The 15,413-nt window shown below is 68.4% G+C and carries 15 protein-coding genes; 7 read left to right on the forward strand and 8 right to left on the reverse strand.

Features of this window, described 5'->3' with window-relative positions; translation table 11 throughout:
• Positions 1-68 precede the first annotated feature (68 nt).
• The 3 genes from ACSQ19_RS12440 to ACSQ19_RS12450 form a co-directional block, all read right to left on the reverse strand.
• Positions 69-1,304: an MFS transporter gene (locus ACSQ19_RS12440; protein WP_435997325.1), complete on the reverse strand. Its 1,236-nt coding sequence runs from the start codon at positions 1,302-1,304 to the stop codon at positions 69-71.
• On the reverse strand, positions 1,301-1,684 hold the full coding sequence (locus ACSQ19_RS12445; protein WP_435997327.1) for a MarR family winged helix-turn-helix transcriptional regulator: 384 nt from the start codon (positions 1,682-1,684) through the stop codon (positions 1,301-1,303). The genes ACSQ19_RS12440 and ACSQ19_RS12445 overlap by 4 nt, the downstream gene beginning before the upstream one ends.
• A 171-nt stretch (positions 1,685-1,855) precedes the next feature.
• On the reverse strand, positions 1,856-4,030 hold the full coding sequence (locus ACSQ19_RS12450) for a TonB-dependent receptor (protein WP_435997329.1): 2,175 nt from the start codon (positions 4,028-4,030) through the stop codon (positions 1,856-1,858).
• Between the two features lie 90 nt (positions 4,031-4,120).
• Between ACSQ19_RS12450 and ACSQ19_RS12455 the strand changes: the two genes are divergently transcribed.
• Together ACSQ19_RS12455 and ACSQ19_RS12460 are read left to right on the forward strand one after the other, a co-directional pair.
• Entirely contained in the window at positions 4,121-4,528 is a 408-nt protein-coding gene (locus ACSQ19_RS12455) for a MerC domain-containing protein (RefSeq protein WP_299341148.1), read from the forward strand.
• Between the two features lie 140 nt (positions 4,529-4,668).
• Complete coding sequence (locus ACSQ19_RS12460) at positions 4,669-4,842, forward strand: 30S ribosomal protein THX (RefSeq protein WP_296279084.1); 174 nt, start codon at positions 4,669-4,671, stop codon at positions 4,840-4,842.
• Positions 4,843-4,906: 64 nt separating this feature from the next.
• Here ACSQ19_RS12460 and hutI read toward each other — a convergent pair whose 3' ends face one another.
• Both hutI and ACSQ19_RS12470 read right to left on the reverse strand, forming a co-directional pair.
• The gene (hutI, locus tag ACSQ19_RS12465; protein ID WP_435997332.1) at positions 4,907-6,133 is read right to left on the reverse strand and encodes an imidazolonepropionase; all 1,227 of its coding nucleotides are present in this window, start codon (positions 6,131-6,133) and stop codon (positions 4,907-4,909) included.
• A gap of 4 nt (positions 6,134-6,137) precedes the next feature.
• Positions 6,138-6,332 (reverse strand): hypothetical protein, encoded by a 195-nt coding sequence (locus ACSQ19_RS12470; protein WP_296279086.1) that lies wholly within the window; start codon positions 6,330-6,332, stop codon positions 6,138-6,140.
• 72 nt (positions 6,333-6,404) lie between these two features.
• On the opposite strand from ACSQ19_RS12470, the gene ACSQ19_RS12475 reads away from it, so the two are divergent.
• From ACSQ19_RS12475 to ACSQ19_RS12490, 4 genes are all read left to right on the forward strand, one after another.
• Entirely contained in the window at positions 6,405-7,661 is a 1,257-nt protein-coding gene (locus ACSQ19_RS12475; RefSeq protein WP_435997334.1) for a formimidoylglutamate deiminase, read from the forward strand.
• A gap of 126 nt (positions 7,662-7,787) precedes the next feature.
• The gene (locus tag ACSQ19_RS12480) at positions 7,788-9,431 is read left to right on the forward strand and encodes a serine hydrolase (RefSeq protein WP_435997336.1); all 1,644 of its coding nucleotides are present in this window, start codon (positions 7,788-7,790) and stop codon (positions 9,429-9,431) included.
• Between the two features lie 2 nt (positions 9,432-9,433).
• Entirely contained in the window at positions 9,434-10,651 is a 1,218-nt protein-coding gene (locus ACSQ19_RS12485; RefSeq protein ID WP_435997338.1) for a sensor histidine kinase, read from the forward strand.
• Positions 10,648-11,409, forward strand: a complete 762-nt coding sequence (locus ACSQ19_RS12490; protein ID WP_296279090.1) for a LytR/AlgR family response regulator transcription factor — start codon at positions 10,648-10,650, stop codon at positions 11,407-11,409. The genes ACSQ19_RS12485 and ACSQ19_RS12490 overlap by 4 nt, the downstream gene beginning before the upstream one ends.
• Positions 11,410-11,415: 6 nt before the next feature.
• Here the strand turns inward: ACSQ19_RS12490 and ACSQ19_RS12495 are convergent, their stop codons facing one another.
• From ACSQ19_RS12495 to ACSQ19_RS12505, 3 genes are all read right to left on the reverse strand, one after another.
• Positions 11,416-11,913, reverse strand: a complete 498-nt coding sequence (locus tag ACSQ19_RS12495) for a methylated-DNA--[protein]-cysteine S-methyltransferase (RefSeq protein ID WP_435997341.1) — start codon at positions 11,911-11,913, stop codon at positions 11,416-11,418.
• Positions 11,914-11,997: 84 nt separating this feature from the next.
• A complete protein-coding gene (locus ACSQ19_RS12500) occupies positions 11,998-13,494 on the reverse strand; it encodes an AlkA N-terminal domain-containing protein (RefSeq protein ID WP_435997343.1) in 1,497 nt (498 codons plus the stop codon).
• A gap of 49 nt (positions 13,495-13,543) precedes the next feature.
• Positions 13,544-14,791, reverse strand: a complete 1,248-nt coding sequence (locus ACSQ19_RS12505; protein ID WP_435997345.1) for an ectonucleotide pyrophosphatase/phosphodiesterase — start codon at positions 14,789-14,791, stop codon at positions 13,544-13,546.
• Between the two features lie 57 nt (positions 14,792-14,848).
• Between ACSQ19_RS12505 and ACSQ19_RS12510 the strand changes: the two genes are divergently transcribed.
• Complete coding sequence (locus ACSQ19_RS12510) at positions 14,849-15,367, forward strand: YybH family protein (protein ID WP_435997347.1); 519 nt, start codon at positions 14,849-14,851, stop codon at positions 15,365-15,367.
• Positions 15,368-15,413 lie beyond the last annotated feature (46 nt).

Consider the following 15,413-nt stretch of genomic DNA (forward strand, 5'->3'; position numbering starts at 1 on the left):
ACGTAAGTCGCGACGAACCCCCTCTGGCATGACGTCGCGACTCACGTCGCTCCCACAAGGCAACGCTCCTACGCCGCTTCCGGCACTGCTTTAGGCGACGTTTCCCGGATCGGCAGGTTCGCTACCGCTGCGATCAGCGCCAACACCATGTCCGCGTACCACATCCAGGTGTAGTCGCCGAAGCGCTCCAGCGCCAAGCCACCCAGCCATGCGCCGAAGAAACCGCCGACCTGGTGCGACAGCAGGGTCAATCCGAACAGCGTGCCCAGGTAGCGCGGGCCGAACAGCTTGCCGACCAGTCCGGCGGTCGGCGGCACCGTGGCCAGCCAAGTGAAGCCGAGCGCGGCGGCGAAGATGTAGAACGTCAGCGAGGTAGGTGGCGATGCCAGATACAACGCGATCATCACCGCGCGGCTGGCGTACATCACCGCGAGGATCCATTTCATCCGCACGCGTTGGCCCAGTGCGCCGGCGATCAGGCTGCCCGCCACGTTGAACAGGCCGATCAGCATCAGCGCCACGGCCGACACGCTGGCGGGCAGGCCGCACAGCGCGACTTCTCCCGGCAGGTGCGTCACCAGGAAGGCGATGTGCACGCCGCAGGTGAAGAAGCCGAGGTGCAGCATCCAGTAACTACGGTCGCGCAGGGCGAGCGCGATCTGCTGCTTCAGGCTGATGTCGCCGATCGCGGTGGCCGTGGTCGCGCCCGTCGTCGCCACGGCTTTCTTGCGCAGCGGGAAGGCCAGCGGGATCGCGAGCAGCGATGCGACCGCGAGCGTGTACATCGCACTGGCCCAGCCGGCGAACGCGATGACGGCCTGCACCAGCGGCGCGAACACGAACTGGCCCAGCGATCCGCCCGCGTTGATGAAGCCGGCGGCGAACGAGCGCTTCTCGGGCGCCAGTTGTTGCGCGGTCGCGCCGATCAGGATCGAGAAGCTGCCTGCGCCGGCGCCGGCCGCTGTCAGTACGCCCAACGTGAACATCAATCCCCACGGCGAGGTCAGGTGGGGCGTGAGCGCGAGTCCCAGAGAGAGAAGGACGGCGCCGAGCACCAGCACGCCGGTCGAACCGCGCTTGTCCGCCACCGCGCCGAACACGGGCTGCACCGCGCCCCAGGTGAACTGGCCGATGGCGAGGGCGAAACTGATCGCGGCGATGCCGATGCCCGTTTCCTGGTGGATCGGGGCGACGAACAGTCCGGTCGTCTGCCGCGCTCCCATCGTGATCATCAGAGTGGCGGATGCGGCCAGCAGCAGGCCCCAGTGCATGCGCGGTGCGGGTGTTGCGAGGGTGGCGCTCATGCAGCGTCTCCCAGGTGTTTCCGCAGAAGATCGTCGAGACGGTCGAGGTCGTCGTGCAGGCGTTTGAGGGCAGTGTCGCCCATCAAGCCGTCGATGACCGCTTGCGCGCGCTGCCAACGGGGTTTCGCGCGGGTGAGCCGCGCCCGTCCTTCGGTCGTCAGCGCGACCAGGCGCTGACGTGCATCCTCGCCACGCACGGTTTCCAGCAAACCGGCGTCCACCAGCGGCGAGAGGTTGCGGGTCAGCGTGGTGCGATCCATGCCGAGTTCGTCCGCGAGTCCGCCGAGCGCGCGAGGCTCGCGTTCCGTGCGGCGGAGGATCGAATACTGGTTGAGGCTCAGGCCGACGGCCGCCAGTTCGTGGTCGTACACCTGGGTCACGCGCCGGCTGGCCCGCCTCAACCGGAAGCAAGTGCAGACGCTGGGCGTAGGGGTGGGCATGCACGGACTCGCACGAGAGGAAGCCAATTATGTGTATATGCACATAATCGATGTCAAGAAGGGCGGCTGCCTTGGAGGCCAGCCGCCCGGGGGAGGACCGTCAGGTGTCGATCAGAAGTACGCGCGGATGCCGAACGCCACGCCGCGGCCCGGCAACGGCGCGTAGTCGCGCAGTAGCGAGGTATGCGGGCGGGCTTCTTCGTCGGTCAGGTTGCTGCCGTCCAGGAACACTTCCCAGCTCGATGCCACGCGATCCCACCGGTATGCGATGTGGGCATCGACCAGCGTGTATCCGTCGCTCGGCGCCTCGTTCTGCGCCACATCGTCCTGCTTGCTGTAGCGCACCGCGCCCAGCGAAGCCCGCCAGCCGCCAAGCGACCAGCCCAGGTCGGCGCCGACGCGCATCGGCGAGATGCGCGGCAGATAGCCGCCCTGCGCGATGTCGACTTCGTAGCCGTGCGTGTGGTCGCCGTGCGGGACTTCGAAGGCGACCGTGCGCAGCCCATTGCCGTCCAGCTTCGCGCGCACGTAGTCGCCATACAGGCGCAGGTCCCAGGCACCTGCGGCGGTGTCGGCCAGTTGGATCTTGGCTTCCGCCTCGGCACCGGTGAACGTCGCATCGTCCTGCGTCCACAGTCGGACCGGATAGCCTTCCTCTTCCACGCCCGTGTCGGTGAGGTAGACGAAGTCATTGAACCGGGTCTGGTACAGCGCGAGCTTCAGGTCGACGCGATCGGTGTGCCAATGCGCGCCGATTTCCGCACGCACGCCTTTCTCCGTATCCAGCGAGGCATCCCCGATCTCGATCGACTGCGTGGCCACGTGCGTGCCGCCAGCGAACAGTTCTTCGTTGGTCGGCGCGCGCTCCGACCGGTCCAGGCCGAAGCGCAGGTCGAAGCCGTCGCTCAGGCGCCAGATCGCCGCGGCCGACAGATTGGTGGCGCCGAAATCGATCGATGCGCGGTCGTCGGGCTTCAGCTTGACCTGGTCGTAGCGGCCGCCCAGTTCCAGCTTCCATGGGCCGAAGTCCTTCTGCTGCAGGACGAACAACCCGAGGGTGTCCGTGACCGTGGACGGCACGAAGGCCTCCGCCCCCACCGCGCTGAAGTCGGTACTGCCGACCTGCAGGCCGAAGGCGCCGCGCCAGCCGTTCCACGGTTTCTGCACCGCTTCCAGCCGGGCGTCATACCCCTCGTTGGTGAAGCGCGTGCCGATCTCGTCGCCTTCCAGCTCGACATGTTCGTAGTCGTTCCACGCGGCACGCAGGTTGAGGCTTTCCAGGAACGACACCGGGTCGTAGACGCCAGCCTTCACGTCCCACCGGTTCTGCACCATGTCGATGCGCACGGGGCCTTCTTCGTGCGCCTCGTCATCGTGGTCTGCTTCTCCGTCATGGTCGTGGTCGTGGTCTTCCTCGCCATGCACGTGGGCACCGCCGGGAATCCCGTAGTTGCTGCGGTAGGTGCTGGCGGCAAGGCCGAAATAGCCACGGTCACCGAGATAGGTAGCGCCGACCGCGCCTGCCTTGGTGCTGAGCGAACTGTTCGGCAGCGTGCCGTCAGGCTGGGGTTCCTCTTCGTGTTCCTCGCCTTCCTCATGGTCGTGCAGGATCGCGACGCCGGGAATGTCGTAGTCGTCGGTGTCGCGCACCAGGCCATCGACGTGCAGCACCCAGTTTCCGCTCACACCGTCGAGGCGGAACATGCCGGTGCGTTCGTCGTTGACCGTGTTGCCGCGGACTTCGGCGCGGCCGCTGAGAGGCTGGTCGGGGATCGATTCGGCCAGGCGGCCGTCCACGACATTGACGGCGCCGCCGATGGCGCCGCTGCCGAACAGCAGGGTCGCCGGGCCCTTCAGCACTTCAATCTGGTCGGCGAGGAAGGGTTCGATGCTGACCGCATGGTCGGCGCTCACCGTGGAGGCATCCATCGAGCCGAGGCCGCCGGACAGCACCTGCACGCGCGGTCCCTCCTGGCCGCGGATGATCGGCCGGCCAACGCCCGTGCCGAAGTAGGTGGTCTGCACGCCCGGCAGCTTGGCGACCGTCTCGCCCAGCGTGCCGGCCTTGGCCTTGTCCAGGTCTTCGCCGTAGAGGACATCCACGGGCGTGGCGACGGATTCGGCATTCCCCTTCAGCGGCGAGGCCGTGACGACGACCGCGTCCAGGTCCTTGGCCTGGGGGGCGCCGGCGTCGTTGGCGAAAGCGAGGGGGGAGGCCAGCGCGAGGGCGAGGGCGGTCACCAGCAGGCGAGGAGCAGGGCGGGCGAGACGGCGTGGGGAAGGCATGGAAGGGGGATCACTCAGGTGGGGTTGCGAATGATGTTATATTATACCAATAGTGACAATATAACCCTCCCGGAAGTCATACTCGTCTCCATGAAGTCCTCGTTCCGATCGCTGCTCGACCGCTTCGCCGCCGCCGGCTCGCTGGTGTGCGCGCTGCATTGCGCCATCACGCCGCTGCTGCTGGCGGTGATTCCGTCGCTCGGACTGTCGATCTGGCTAGGCGATGGCTTCGAACGCGGCTTCGTCGTGTTCGTCACGGTGCTGGGGCTTTTCAGCCTGGTATGGGGCTACCGCCGGCACCGGGCCTTCCGCGCGCTGGGCATGTTGCTGTTCGGTCTGATGGCCCTGTGGGCCGGCGTGCTGTATGCGCCCTTGCACGAAGCCGCAGTGCCCCATGCCGTCGTGATGACGGTGGGGGGGCTGCTGGTGGGGCTGGCGCACCTGCTGAACCTGCGCCTGAACCATTGGCACGTGCACGACGCCAGCTGCGCCCACTGAGTCCGGCGACACGGCGGCAGCGGCCGCGGAGGCCCCGCTGTGGTAGGCTTTGCGGCCTCGCGCGCGGCGCCCCGGTCTGGTGGATGCCCGCGCAGCCGCCCTCGTCCGGGCGGACTTTTCATTGAATCAGGAGAACACAGATGGGCAAGGGTGATCGCAAGACGGCCAAGGGCAAGCGCTATTCGTCCAGCTACGGCAACGCGCGCAAGCGTACCGTCGCCAAGGCGGGCATCGCCGCCACGGCTACCGCCAAGAAGTCGGTCGTGAAGGCGCCGGCGAAGAAGGCCGTGGCCAAGAAGGCTGTCGCCAAGTAAGCCCGCCGCGCCCGCACGCCGGTCGCGAACGCAAGACCCCGGCTCTCGCCGGGGTTTTTGTTTTTCAGGGGGGACTCACGACAAGACCGCCCACATGCACGGCCGAGACCAGATCGCCGCCCAGCCAATACGCCAGTTGCGCTGGCTGGCCGATGCGCCAGCGCACGAAGTCCGCGCGCTGTCCCACTACCAGACGGCCGCGATCCTCGAGGCCCAGCGCCTGCGCAGCATGCACGGTGGCGCCGCGCAGCGCTTCCTCCGGGGTCAGGCGGAAATGCGTACAGGCCAGCGACATGGCCAGGCGCAGCGACTGCAGGGGCGACGTGCCCGGGTTGCAGTCCGTCGCCACCGCCATCGGCACGCCATGAACGCGGAACGCCTCCAGCGGCGGCAGTTTCGTTTCGCGCAGCACGTGGAAGGCACCCGGCAGCAGGACCGCCACGCTGCCTGCGCGCGCCATCGCCGCAACGCCGGCCTCGGACGTGTATTCCACGTGGTCGGCCGACAGGCCATCGAATGCCGCGACCAACGCCGCGCCGCCACCATCGCTGAGCTGGTCGGCATGCAGCTTCACCGGGATGCCCAATGCGCGCGCCGCTTCGAACACGCGCTGCGTCTGCGCCGCCGTGAAGCCGATACGCTCGCAGAAGGCATCCACCGCGTCCACCAGACCTTCCTCGTGCAGCGTCGGCAGCCACGTGCACACGGCGTCGATGTAGTGGTCCTCGCGCCCGGCGAACTCGGGCGGCAGCGCATGCGCACCAAGGAAGGTGGTGCGCACGGTGATACCGAGGATGTCGCCGATGCGGCGCGCCACGCGCAGCATCTTGCGTTCATTGTCGAAGTCGAGGCCGTAGCCGGACTTGATCTCCAGCGTCGTCACGCCGTCGTCGCGCAAGGCGCGCGCGCGCGGCAGCGAGGCGTCGAGCAGGGCGTCCTCGCTGGCGGCGCGCGTGGCCCGTACCGTGGACACGATGCCGCCGCCGGCGCGCGCGATGTCTTCGTAGCTGGCGCCCTGCAGGCGCTGTTCGAACTCGCCAGCCCGGTCGCCGGCGAACACCACATGCGTGTGGCAATCCACTAGGCCAGGCGTCACCCAATCGCCCTGCGCGTCCACGATCTGATCGGTTAGCGACGCCGGTGGAGCTGGCAGATCCGCGAGGCGACCCGCGAACACGAATGCGCCGTCGCGCCAGCCCAGCGCACCGTTCTCCACCACGTCATAGCCGGCATCGCCGGCCAGCGTGACCAGGCGGGCGTTGACCAGCAGGCCATCCCAGCGCGTCTCCATGTCGTCAGTCGCCTCCACCGCCACCATCGCAGCCACCGCCTCCGCTGTCGGATGCGCAGCCCATGTCGCCGTGCGTGGTGGAGCCGCCATCGTTCACGCGATCTCCGGCGCCACCTTTCTTCTTCTGCGCCTGCACGGCGATGAAGACTGCCATCAGCGCGAGGGCGACGGCAACCAGCGAGAGGACGATGGCAAGCATGGCGGCGGGCGTGTCTTGGCGTGGGCGACGCGGTAGCCTAACGCACCCCTGTCGCCGGCCGTAAGCACCGCCATGTCGAATCCCGATTCCCACGCAGGCCTGCCCGTCCTGACCGACGCAGGATGGCGCGTTCCCGGCATCGCCAACCTGCATTCGCACGCCTTCCAGCGGGCGATGGCGGGGATGGCCGAGCACCAGACGAATCCCGAAGACAGTTTCTGGACCTGGCGGGAAATCATGTACCGCTTCGCCGCGCGGATGACGCCCGAGAGCACCTACGCGGTGGCGTCGCAGCTGTACGCCGAGATGCTGGAAGCCGGCTACACCCGCGTGTGCGAGTTCCATTACGTGCACCACCAGCCCGACGGCGCGCCCTACGACGACCCTGCGGCGATGTCGAACGCCTTGATCGCCGCCGCGCGCGACACCGGCATCGGCATGACCCTGTTGCCGGTGCTGTACATGACGGGCGGCTTCGACGGTCGCGAACTGTCGGCGCGCCAGCGGAGGTTCGGGCACGACGTGGATGGGTTCCTACGCCTGCTCGAAGCCCTGCGTCCGCTGCAGGACGCGCGGCTGCGCGTCGGCTGTGCGTTCCACAGCCTGCGTGCCGTGCCGGAAGCCGCCATGCGCGAGGTGCTGTCCGCACTGTCTGCCGATGCGCCGGTGCACATCCACATTGCCGAACAGGTGGGTGAGGTACAGGACTGCCTGGCGCTGCGCGACGCGCGCCCGGTGGAATGGTTGTTGCGCGAATTCCCGGTCGATCGGCGCTGGACGCTGGTGCACGCCACGCACCTGACGCCGGAAGAAACACGTGGCATCGCCGACAGCCGCGCCACCGTCGCGATCTGTCCCACGACGGAAGCGAACCTCGGCGATGGCCTGTTCCCGCTGCGCGAGTTCCTGCAGGCCGGCGGCCGCTGGGGCATCGGTTCGGATTCGCACGTCTCGGTATCGCCGGTGGAAGAGCTGCGCTGGCTGGAGTACGGCCAGCGAATCATCACGCGCCATCGCAACATCGCGGTGCTGCCGGGTTCGCCGAGTGTCGGCCGTACCCTGCTGGCGGGAGTACTGGACAGCGAGGCGGATGCCACGGGCCTTGCGCCGGATCCGCAGGACGCCGTCTGGCTGGATGCCGATGCCACCGCGCTGGCAGGCGCGACGACCGACGACGTGGTCGACCGCTGGCTGTTCGCGGGAAACCGGCCATTGGTCCGCGCGGTCCGGGTCGGTGGCCGCGAGGTGGTCACCGAAGGCCGCCACGTGGACGGCGATGCCATCGCGCGTCGCTACGGCACCACCGTGCGCCAGCTGCTGGGCGACTAGGGCTTGGCGCGCCGGCCATCCGCGGGATCGCGGCGTTCATCGCGGCCACCGGGTCGTCCATCGCAGACCCGCACGCGTGGCGACGGCGTCCGCCAGCATGGCCACCATCCCGTCAGGAGAACCGCCATGGCCTATGCTCATTCGATCGCTCTCGCCCTTGCCGCCGCCGGCTTCGCCGCCGTCACGCCCGCCCATGCCATGACCGACCAGGCGCTGGCCGGCAAGGTCCAGCAGCGCCTGCAGGGCGATCGCACCGGGGCCTGCATGGCCGTCGCGGTCATCGAAGCCGGCACCGTCGCCCGCACCTACCAGTGCGCGGATGCGAAGGATGCGTCGCGCATCGGGCCCGATGCCGCCTTCGAGATCGGCTCGGTCAGCAAGACCATGACGGCTGCCTTGCTCGCCGACCTGATCGGGCAGGGGAAAGGTTCGCTGGACGATCCGCTCTCAGCGTGGCTGCCCGACGGCACGAAGCTGCCGCAGTTCCAGGGCCAGCCGATCCTGCTGCGCCACATCGTGACCCACACCTCCGGACTCCCGGCGCTGCCCTCCCGCATGGGTGCACCGGACATGACGGACCCGTACGCGAAGCTGGACGAAGCCGCATTGCTCGCCTCGTTGGGCGACGTCACCCTCACCGCAGCGCCCGGCAACAAGTTCGAATACTCCAACTTCGCCTCGATGGTGCTCTCGTACGCCGTCGCGCGTCGTGCGGGCACGGATATGGAGACGCTGCTGAAGCAGCGCCTGTTCGCGCCGCTCGGCATGCGACATGCCTATGTCAACGTGGCGCCCGCCGGTGTGCGCGCAGCCGTGGGCCATACGCCGAACGCACGGGCCACGTCCGCCTGGCATTTCCAGACCAACCTCGCCGGTGTCGGCGGCGTGCGCGCCACGCTCGATGACATGGTGCGCTACGTGCAAGGCCAGTTGGGAACCGAATCCACCTCGATCTCGGCCGCTTTGCAGCGTTCGCAGCAGAAGGTGTCGGACGCGCCACCGATGGCGATGAACTGGATGCTGATGCCCGTTGGCGGACGCACCGTGCACGTGCACGAAGGCGGCACCGGTGGTTTCTCGTCGTTCGTGTCGTTCGACAAGGACAAGCAGCGCGGCGTGGTGATCCTCTCCGACACGACCTGGAACTCCATCGGCAGCCTAGGCTCGCTGGGCCTGCATCTGGTTGATGTCAGCTTCCCCCTCGGCACGCCGCGCCGCGAGGCCACGCCGGACGGCACGTTGCTCGACGCACTCGCCGGCGAATACGAACTCGCCGGTGGCATGAAGATGGTCCTGCGCCGCAAGGGTGATGCGCTGGAAATCCAGGTGGCCGGCCAGGGCGCGTATGCGATGGGCTACGACAGCGCAGGCGATTTCTATCCGCGCGAGTTCGACGCGGTGCTGCGGCCGCAGCGCACGGCGGCGGGCCAGTCGTTCACGTGGATGCAGATGGGGGGCGTGCTGCCGGCCAAGCGGATCGATGCCGCCGCGGCGAAGCCTGTGTTGAAGATCGATGCGGCCGCATTGCGCGAATACGAAGGCGAATACCCGCTGGTGCCCGCGTTCGCGCTCACGGTGAAGGCGCAGGGCGAGACGCTGACCATCCAGGGCACGGGCCAGCCGGCGCTGCCGGTGCAGGCGGTCGAACGCGATGTGTTCGTCATGGACGCCGTCGGTGCTGAAATCCGCTTCGAACGCGATGCGGCCGGCAAGGTGGTCGCGCTGACGCTGAAGCAGGCCGGCCAGCAACTGCGCGGCGAGAGGAAGTAAGCATGGAGCGGACCTATCCGCTGCGACAGAAGCTGCCCGCCGAAGTGCTGGTGGGCGGCGATGCGGTATGGAGTCGCTACCGTCAGTATCCGGTGTTCGGCCTGCGTTGGCTGCTCGGACGCAGCCTGCTGTTCTGCAGCGTGATCGCGGTGGTCGCCGCCTTCATCGGCGCCGGCAGCGGTGTGGCGGTACAGGACCTCGGCGTCGCGCTCAAAGTGGGCCTCACCGAATTCGTGGTCTTCAGTCTCATGGCCACGTTGGGACCTGCGTTGGCCACCGCCGTGCGGCATCGTGTATGGCCCGTGGCGCGCGAGCGCAAGGCCGTCGTGATCGCCGTGCTGGTCGGCATGGTGCTCAGCTTCTTCATCGATCGCGTCGGATCGTCCTACATCGAACAGTTGATCAAGCCGGGCCTGGAGGCTGCGGGACTGTCGATGAATCCGCCCACCTTGACGCCGTTGGTGAAGGCGATCGGGCTGGCGATCAACGTCGCGGGGCTGGTGGTCGTCTACGGTCTGTTCGGCGGCGGGCTGGCGCTGCGCGCGTACTTCAGCGAACACCGCCGCTGGGACGAGCACCACCATGGGCGCGAGCTCAGCGCGCTGGAAGGACGCGTGCACGAAGCCGACCTGCGCCTGGGCGTGCTGCAGGCGCAGGTGGAACCCCATTTCCTGTTCAATACGCTGGCCTCGGTGCGCGCGCTGGTGCGGCAGGATCCCGCACAGGCCGAAGCCACGCTGGATGCGCTGGTCGATTTCCTGCGCGCCACCATTCCGAAACTGCGCGACGACCGCGGCCTGCACGCCACGCTCGGCCAGCAGCTCGATATCTGCAGCAGTTACCTCGCACTGATGCAGGTGCGCATGGGCGGCCGGCTGGCGTACGCCGTGCGCGCCGACGATGCGGTGCGCGCGTCGCCGTTCCCGCCCTCGCTGCTGATCACGCTGGTGGAGAACGCGATCAAGCACGGCATCGAACCCAGGCCGGGTCCGGGCCGCATCGACATCGAGGCGGTCCGCGAGGACGGCATGCTGCGCGTGCAGGTGCGCGACGATGGCGCCGGCCTACGCCCCGGCCTGAGTACCGGCGTGGGCCTGGCGAACGTGCGCGAACAACTGTCGGCGCGTTACGGCACGCGTGCCGCGTTCGCCTTGACGCCGGCCGTCGACGGTCGCGGTGTTTGCGCGGAGATCCGCGTGCCGCTAGGGTCGTCGGCATGAAGGCCGTCACCGCCCTGATCGCCGAAGACGAAGCGCCGCAGCGCCGCGCGCTGCAGCAACAGCTGCGCGCGGCGTGGCCGGAGCTCGAGATCGTGGCCATCTGCGAGGATGGCCTGTCGGCACTGGATGCCGTCGCGCAACACCGCCCGCAGGTCGCCTTCCTCGACATCCGCATGCCGGGCGTCAGCGGCCTGGACGTCGCCCGGCAGGTAGTGGCGCAAGGCGGGTTGGTGGTGTTCACCACCGCGTACGAGGATTACGCCATCCGTGCGTTCGAGGCCGGTGCGGCGGACTACCTGTTGAAGCCGGTGCAGGACGCGCGCCTGGCGCAGGCAGTGGAGCGCATGCAGGCACGCCTGGCCGAAACGCGCGCACCGGACATGCGCATGCTGATCGACGATCTGGAAGCGCGCCTGCGGCCGCAGGGCGATCGCCTGATCCGCTGGATCACCGCCAGCGTCGGCGACAGCGTGCGCATGATCGCGATCGACGAGGTGCTGTTCTTCCAGGCGCAGGACAAGTACGTGCGCGTGGTCACCGCCGATGACGAAGCCATCATCCGCATGCCCTTGAAGGATCTGCTCGGCGGACTCGACCCGGACGTGTTCTGGCAGGTGCACCGCGGCGTGCTGGTGCGCGTGCAGGCCATCGACCGCGTGCGCAAGGACGAACTCGGCCGGCACCTGTTGAGCGTCAAGGGACGCGACGACGTGCTGCCGGTCAGCGGCGCCTTCCAGCAGCGCTTCCGCGGGATGTGACCCGGCTCAGCCGAACAGGTCGCGCGACCTGGGCTGCGCACCTTCCAGTTCCAGCAGGAACTGCTTGGTCGGCAGGCCGCCGCCGAAACCGGTGAGCGCACCGTCCGCACCGATCACGCGGTGGCAGGGCAGCACGATGGGCAGTGGATTGCGCCCGTTCGCCGCACCCACCGCGCGCATCGCGGTGGGCTTCCCCACTCGCTGCGCCAATTGCGCGTAGCTGATCGTCTCGCCATAGCCGATCCCCGCCAGCGCCATCCACACGGTGCGCTGGAAGTCGGTACCGCGCGGCGCCAGCGGAAGATCGAAATCGCGTCGCTTCGCCGCGAAATAGGCGTCCAACTGGCGCGCCGCCATATCGAGCACGCGATGATCGCCCGGTGTCCAACCTTCCCGATCTGCCGGATGCCGGTTGCATGGGAACTCGATCGCATGCAGCCCGTCCTCGTTCGCGGCGAGGGTGAGCGTGCCCACAGGGCTGTCGAGACGGCGGAAGAGGATCATGGTGGAAAGCTCAAGGTAGGAGCGACGTAAGTCGCGACCGTATGAATGAAAATGCTTTGTTGTCGGAAGGATCCCGGTCGCGACTTACGTCGCTCCTACAACAGCAGACGCTTTGGGCGCCGCCATGCTGCCCTTCCACACATGGATCACCGCATAGCCGCGCCAAGGCCGCCACGCTTCGGCGCGCGCAGTCAGCGCTTTGGCGGTCATTCGCGTGCCGTCGGTCGGCACGGCCTTCTGCAGCACCAGATCGTCGGCGGGAAACGCATCCGGGTGGCCGAGCGCGCGCAGCGCCATGTAGTGCGCGGTCCACGGACCGATGCCGGGCAGGGCGATCCAGCGCGACGTGAAATCCTCCAGCGTGCGCTCGGGCCGGAAATCCACCCGCCCATCCAGCAACGCGCGCGACAACCCGCGGATTGTCTCGGCGCGTGCGCGGGTCAGGCCGATCTCCGTCAGGTCCACATCGGCCAGGAGATCCGGTGTGGGGAACAGGTGCGTCAGTCCGTCGAACGGGATCGCGAGCGGCGTGCCGTGCCGTTGTGCGAGGCGTGCGGTCAACGTGCGCGCCGCGGCTACGCTGACCTGCTGGCCGATCACCGCGCGCACCGCGATCTCGAAGCCATCCCATCCGCTGGGCAGGCGCAGGCCGGGACGCGCGGCCAGCAGCGGCCGCAATCGCGGATCGTCGCCGAGTGCGTCGGCGATCGCGGCGGGATCCGCATCCAGGTCGAACATGCGGCGAAGGCGGCTGACGATCTGCAATAGGTCGCTCGGGGCGCTGCCGTGCAGTTCCAACCTCAGTGCGTGCGAACTGGCGTCCCACGCGCTGACGCGGAGCCAGCCGGGTGCGTCCGACGTGCCGATCACGCGCAGGTAGCTGCGCTCATCGACGACTTCCACGCCGGGCAACGCACGGCCACGCAGGAAATCGAGCATCGCGGTGAAGTCGTACGGCGGGCGATAACCGAGCCGCAACGTCATCACCTCGTGCGTCGGCGGCAGCTCGCGCTTGCGCAGGTCGCGCGGCGCCATCCGGTATTCCTCGCGGAACGCCGTATTGAACCGGGTCAGGCTGCCGAAGCCGGCGGCCAGCGCCACCTGCGTGATCGGCAGCGTGGTTTCGGTCAGCAGCTGTTTGGCGAACAACAGGCGGCGCGTGCCGTGCACATCCACCGGCGTGGCACCGAGACGATCGGTGAACAGCCGCCGCAGTTGCCGTTCGCCCAGGCCCACGCGTTCGGCAAGGTTCGCCACGGGCGCATCGACCAGTGCACCCTGGTCGATCAGCTTCAATGCGCGCGCCACCACTTCATCGCCACGCCGCCACGTGCCATCGCCCGGTGCCAGTTCCGGCCGGCAGCGCAGGCAGGGGCGGAAGCCCGCGGCTTCTGCGGCCGCTGCGTTCCGGTAGTAGACGATGTTCTGCGGTTTCGGCGCCGGTGCCGGGCACACCGGCCGGCAGTAGATCCGCGTGCTGGTGACGGCGGTGAAGAACAGCCCATCGAAGCGCGGATCGCGGCTCAGCCGCGCCTGTTCGCAGACGTGGCGGTCGGGCAGCAGGCTGGCGGCATCGGACATGCGCGCAGGCTAGCACCGGCCACGCGTTAGGACTCGCCGTTTCCGGACATCAATGCGGCGACGGCGTCCGCGGCCGCAGGACAGGCGCGAAGGTATCGAGCGTGCCGTCGTTCGGGGCCGCAGGTATTCCCAGCAAGTGGGCGAGCAGGGGATAGACGTCGACGTTGTCGAAGGCGGGCAGCGCCGCGTTCGGGACGAAGTCGGGGCCGGTGGCCACGAAGAACGCACGCATCTGCGGGTCTTCCGGTGCGAAGCCGTGCTCGCCTTTCACGGGCTGCCTGGGCAGTGGGTGGCGATGCAGCTGCAGGCGCCAGCCGACGTCCGACTGGCACACGAAGGGCGCTATGCGCGGATTGCGCCCGTAGTGCCAGGCCGCGGGCAGCGTTTCCTTGCTCCAGCAGGTGTAATGGTCGTGGCGGCCGACCAGGCGGCGCGCCACGTCCGCTTCCTGGCCGGGGCGCGGGGTGATGTGGGCGACGGGACCGAGCGAGGACCAGGAGAACAGGGCCTCCGGCAGCACGTCGTCGAGATAGGCGGTATCGACGCTGCGCACATCGGCCATGCCATGGTCCGACAGCACGATCAGGTTGGTCGAATCCCGCAGGCGCCGCGCCTCCAGGCCGCGCAGCAACGCCGCGAGGGCGTCGTCGATCTCGTGCATGGCAGCGAGTGCCCGGGGCGAAAAAGTGCCGTCGGCATGCGCGGCGACATCGTACTGTTCGAGATACAGGGTGATGAAGCGCGGGCGCTCGGCCGCCGGCAGGTCCAGCCACGCCAGGACGCTGGCCACGCGCTGGGCGGGCGTTGTTCCACTATCGAAGGGGCGCCAATGGTCGGGGCGTCCGCCCGCGATTTCCGCTTCCGAACCGGGCCAGAACATCGTCGCCGTCTTCAGGCCGGCGCGCTGGGCGCCGATCCAGACCGGTTCGCCGCCCCAGAACCGGCCGTCGCGCCCGGAGGCTTTCTTCGATTCGAACTGCCCAAGCACGGCATCCCGCATGTCGTTGTGCACGATGCCGTGGCGATCAGGACGCAGCCCGGTCACCAGGGTGTAGTGATTGGGGAACGTCAGCGTCGGGTAGGACGGGTTCAGCCAGGCGGCATGCGCGCCTTGCGCGAACAGCGCATCCAGCGTCGGCATGCGGCCACTGCCGGGGATGTCGGCACGCAGGCCGTCGATGGAGACGAGCAGTACGGTGCGAGGCTGAGGCGCGGAAGGAGCGTTGGGGGTGGAGGCGCAGCCGGCAATCCATGACAGGACCACCAGCAGCATCACCCTGACGAATGGCAGGTGCATGCGTTACGGGGAAAAGCTGGAATCGGCCACAGCTTGGCAGACTCCGGGGCATTCCGCATGACAGCGCTAGTCCGACTTTCGTCCATCGTCCTGCTGGTTGCGTCCGGCGTCGCCAGTGCCGCCTCGCCCACGGCCGTCCACGAGGCCGAGTGCGCTGTCTGGCAGCGTGAGCTGAGTTTCGCTGACGCCGTGGCGCAGCATGACGCGGACGCCTTCGCCAGCCATCTCCACCCCCAGGCCGCCTTCGGCGTCAGCCAGAAACCGACCCGTGGGCGCGACGCGATCACCCGCGAGTGGGCGCCGCTGATCGAGGGCAAGGCGCTCAGGCTCAGCTGGTATCCGGCCACCGTGACCCTGGGGGGCGATGGCCGGACCGCTTACTCCAGCGGCCCGGCGCTGTACGAGGATCCCAAGACCGGCGATGCCCGCCTCGGTCGATTCGGCTCCGTCTGGTACCGGAACGATGAAGGCACCTGGCAGGTGCTGTTCGACGACGGCGTCGTGCCGCAGAAGGCGGATGCGGCCGCCGTCCAGCGTTTCCACGAAGGTCGGAAGGCGCGATGCCCGGCGGCCTGAGGTCCCGCTGAACCGGACCGGGACGATCGCGACGCGCATGTCACAT

This window comes from Pseudoxanthomonas sp. LjRoot127 (assembly GCF_964253495.1).
Lineage (GTDB): Bacteria > Pseudomonadota > Gammaproteobacteria > Xanthomonadales > Xanthomonadaceae > Pseudoxanthomonas_A.